Below are 3,843 nucleotides of genomic sequence, written 5' to 3' on the forward strand. Positions count from 1 at the left end.
CCGACGGGCATGCGGTCATCGTGCTCTCCGAGGGCCGGCTGCTGAACCTGGGCAACGCCACCGGGCATCCGTCGTTTGTGATGTCCAACAGCTTCGCCAACCAGACGATCGCCCAGATCGAGCTGTTCACCAAGCCCGACCGGTACCCGGTCGGGGTGTATGTGCTGCCCAAGCATCTGGACGAGAAGGTGGCCCGGCTGCATCTGGAGGCCCTGGGTGCCAGGTTGACCACCCTCCGCCCGGAGCAGGCCGCCTACATCGGTGTGCCGGTCGAGGGCCCGTACAAGCCCGACCACTACCGCTACTGACCGCGCGTCCCGGCCCCGGCCCCGTACGCGGGCCGTCCACGGGACGCACCGGGCAGTGGACACGCGACAGGCGTCAGGCCCCCGCTCCGACGGCGGGGGCCTGACCCGTGAAGGACCCCCACCATGCCCCGCGGCCGCTACTCCCTCCACGACCCGCACGACCACACCCCCCTCGGCGAAGAACACTTCCAGTGCGCCACCGGCCCCGCCGGCTGGCGCTACGTCTCCCGGACCACCGCCCCCTCCGGCGACCACACGGGCTCCGTCGACCTCACCCTGGACGACCTCGGCCGTCCCCTCCGCCTCGAACTCCGCACCCCCCACTGGCAGGTCCGCGGCGGCGTCCTCGACGGCGTGACGTGGGTCCGCACCGATCCGGCCGGCGAGCACGCGCAGGAGGGCAACGCGCCCGCCCACGCCTTCACCGGCGCGTCCCCCGCCTTCCTCGTCGCCGTGGCCCGGCTGCTGCGCCCCGTACCCGGCGCACCCGCCACCCGCGTCCGTCTCGTCGCCTTCACACCCCCCGTACTCGCCCCCCGCACCCTCGACCAGGCCTGGGCACTGGTGGGAAGCGAAGCACACGCCACTGACAGCGGCCCCCTGGTCGTGGACGACTACCAGGTCAGCGACCTGGAGACGGGCGAGCGGCACACCGTCCACATCGCCGGGGACGTCGTCCTGGCGGCCCCCGGCGTCGAACTGGAGGACCTGGACTCCCCGCCCTCGACGTTCACCTGACCCGCCCGCCGGGCCTCCCTCCCGGGCACCCGCGTCAGGCGGGCGGCACGAAACCGGTGCGCCGCTCCTCCGCGCCCGGACCACCGCCGGACGGCCGCACCGCGGGCGGGTCCTGCGGCGCGGGCGGTACGGGCGGGGAGACCGCACCGGAGACCACCTCCGCCGACGTCTCCCCCTCCGATGCCCTCTCCGGCACAGGCTGCGGCCACGCCGGGGGCACCGGAGGCGCACCCTCCGGCTGCCCCGCGCCCGGCCGCGCCCCGAGGACCCGCTGCGCGTCGCGCCGCTGCCGCTCGGCCACCACACCGGACAGGTACGTGGTCGGAGGCATCCCCTCCGGCGGCGGTGCCCCCGTCCAGGCCACGATGTCGCCCGCCAGACGCTGGGCCATCGACCAGCTCACCTGCGGGTCCAGCTGGTTCATCCGCAGCAGGTACTGCCGTACGGCCAGCCACAGGCCGTCCGGCACCCGCGACAGGTCCAGCTTCGCGAAGTGCCCGGCCACCCACGGCGGCGGAGGCGGCACCGGCGCCGGCTGCGGCACCGGAATCCGCTCCCGCACCACCAGCGTCCCGGCGAACACGTCCCCGAGCCGCCGCCCCCGCGCGGACACCAGCGAGGCGACGCACGCGACGACCCCCACCGACATCTGGATCTCGACGAAGCCCAGCGCCCCGCGCACCAGCGCGTGCCGGAAGCGGATCGGCCCGCCGTCCTCCCGCACCACCCGCAGACCGCACACCAGCTTCCCCAGCGAACGGCCGTGGCTCAGCGTCTCGACCATGACCGGCCCGCCCATCAGCACCAGCACCAGCAGCGCGACGGCCACCGCCGCCGTGGCCGCGTCGTCCAGCGATCCGGTGGCCGACAGCAGTGTCATCGACAGCGCCAGGTAGACGCCCCAGAGCACGACCAGGTCGATGAAGACGGCCAGGGCCCGGCTCGGCAGCCTCGCGGGCCGGAGCCCGAGCACCACCGCATCACCCGTCACGAGCTGACTCACCCGGTACGCCCTCCTCGCCGTCGCCGCGGACCGGTGCGCGCCGCGTACGCGCACGCCGGGTACGGACAGTCTGCCGCCAGTCTGCCGCCCGCGGTCGGCCGACCGCCAAGCAGTCCGGGACCGATCCGGCGCCATCTGCGAAGCTCTCCCCATGGACCTCGACGTCTTCGTCACCGCCCACCGGGCCGAGTGGGACCGCCTGGAGGAGCTGCTGCGCCGCCGACGCCGTCTCACCGGGGCCGAGGCGGACGAGCTCGTCGTCCTCTACCAGCGGACGTCCACCCACCTGTCGCTCATCCAGTCCACCGCGCCCGACCCCGCCCTGACCGGCCGCCTGACCTCACTCGTCGCCCGTGCCCGCAGCGCGGTCACCGGCGCCCGCCGGGCCACCTGGCGGGACGTGGCCCGGTTCTTCACGGTCGGCTTCCCGGCCGCCGTCTACCGCGCCCGGCACTGGTGGATACCGACGGCCCTGCTGTCCACGCTGGTCGCCGTCCTCATCGGCTGGTGGATCGGCACCCACCCCGAGGTCCAGTCCGCCATCGCGGCCCCGCAGCAGCTCCGGGAACTGACCCGCCCCGGCGGCCAGTACGAGTCGTACTACTCCAGCCACCCGGCGGCCTCCTTCGCCGCCCAGGTGTGGACGAACAACGCCCAGGCGGCGGCGGTCTGCCTGATCTTCGGCGCCTTCCTCGGCATACCGGTGCTGTGGGTGCTCTGGCAGAACATGCTGAACGTCGGCATCGGCATCGGCCTGATGACCTCGGCCGGCCGTCTCGACACCTTCCTCGGCCTGATCCTCCCCCACGGCCTGCTCGAACTGACCGCCGTCTTCGTCGCGGCCGGCACGGGCCTGCGCCTGGGGTGGACGGTCGTCGATCCGGGACCGCGCAGCCGCCGGTCAGCGCTCGCGGAGGAGGGACGCGCGGCCATCGGCATGGCTCTCGGCCTTGCCGCCGTGCTCTTCGTCTCGGGCGTCATCGAGGGGTTCGTGACTCCTTCCGGCCTGCCCACCTGGGCGCGCATCACCATCGGAGTCGCCGCCGAGCTGGCCTTCCTCGCCTACGTCTACGTGCTGGGCGCCCGAGCGGTACGGGCGGGGGAGGCGGGCGACGTCGAGGCCGCCGACCGCCCCGCTGAGGTGCCCATGGCGGCCTGACGCGGGCCGGATGTGCATCGAGGCCCACGAACCTGCTACGGTTCTGATCGCTGCGGGGCGCTCCCTTGACAGAGGGCTCCGCAGAGGGTAGGTTTTAGAAGTTGCCCGGAGGTTGACATCTCCAGGGTCGGCAGATGAACATCTACCTGGCTCCGGCCGCGAGTCCGAGGACTCGGGCGGGGCATTCCGAATTCCTATTGGAATGCGAAGCTGATTTCGATCGGCCAAAGCGAATCTGATAGAGTCGGGAACACCGAAGGGAAGCGCCCGGAGGGGCCCCGGGAGGGGTGCCGAAGGAAGCGTCCGTTCCTTGAGAACTCAACAGCGTGCCAAAAGTCAACGCCAGACATGTTGACAACCCCGTCCCGGGACCGTCTCAGGTTTCCGGTACGAGGTTCCTTTGAAACACACACAGCGAGGACGCTGGGCGCCCCCGGGACTATTCCTCCCGGCGGGGTGCCGCTCTTTGCGGATGTGGCCCCGGGGCTTTCCCGGGGGCAGGCATTCACGGAGAGTTTGATCCTGGCTCAGGACGAACGCTGGCGGCGTGCTTAACACATGCAAGTCGAACGATGAAGCCCCTTCGGGGGTGGATTAGTGGCGAACGGGTGAGTAACACGTGGGCAATCTGCCCT

At 72.2% G+C, this 3,843-nt stretch carries 4 protein-coding genes and 1 rRNA gene; 4 read left to right on the forward strand and 1 reads right to left on the reverse strand.

Features of this window, described 5'->3' with window-relative positions:
• Window positions 1–308 (forward strand): adenosylhomocysteinase (locus VE546_RS13020; protein WP_324921840.1); only part of this gene is annotated, 308 nt, incomplete at its 5' end.
• A gap of 123 nt (window positions 309–431) precedes the next feature.
• The gene (locus VE546_RS13025) at window positions 432–1,046 is read left to right on the forward strand and encodes a hypothetical protein (protein WP_324921842.1); all 615 of its coding nucleotides are present in this window, start codon (window positions 432–434) and stop codon (window positions 1,044–1,046) included.
• 34 nt (window positions 1,047–1,080) lie between these two features.
• Here VE546_RS13025 and VE546_RS13030 read toward each other — a convergent pair whose 3' ends face one another.
• Window positions 1,081–2,049 (reverse strand): RDD family protein, encoded by a 969-nt coding sequence (locus tag VE546_RS13030; protein WP_324921843.1) that lies wholly within the window; start codon window positions 2,047–2,049, stop codon window positions 1,081–1,083.
• Window positions 2,050–2,200: 151 nt separating this feature from the next.
• Here VE546_RS13030 and VE546_RS13035 point away from each other — a divergent pair, with 151 nt between their 5' ends.
• Together VE546_RS13035 and VE546_RS13040 are read left to right on the forward strand one after the other, a co-directional pair.
• The gene (locus VE546_RS13035) at window positions 2,201–3,208 is read left to right on the forward strand and encodes a stage II sporulation protein M (RefSeq protein WP_324921844.1); all 1,008 of its coding nucleotides are present in this window, start codon (window positions 2,201–2,203) and stop codon (window positions 3,206–3,208) included.
• A gap of 504 nt (window positions 3,209–3,712) precedes the next feature.
• A 16S ribosomal RNA gene (locus VE546_RS13040) occupies window positions 3,713–3,843 on the forward strand; the annotation flags it as partial.

It is taken from the genome of Streptomyces sp. (assembly GCF_035644915.1).
Classification (GTDB): domain Bacteria; phylum Actinomycetota; class Actinomycetes; order Streptomycetales; family Streptomycetaceae; genus Streptomyces.

Excerpts from the sequence above, each read along its gene's own strand:
- VE546_RS13035 (WP_324921844.1), top strand. The coding sequence starts at position 2,201 with ATGGACCTCGACGTCTTCGTCACCGCCCACCGGGCCGAGTGGGACCGC.
- VE546_RS13025 (WP_324921842.1), top strand. The coding sequence starts at position 432 with ATGCCCCGCGGCCGCTACTCCCTCCACGACCCGCACGACCACACCCCC.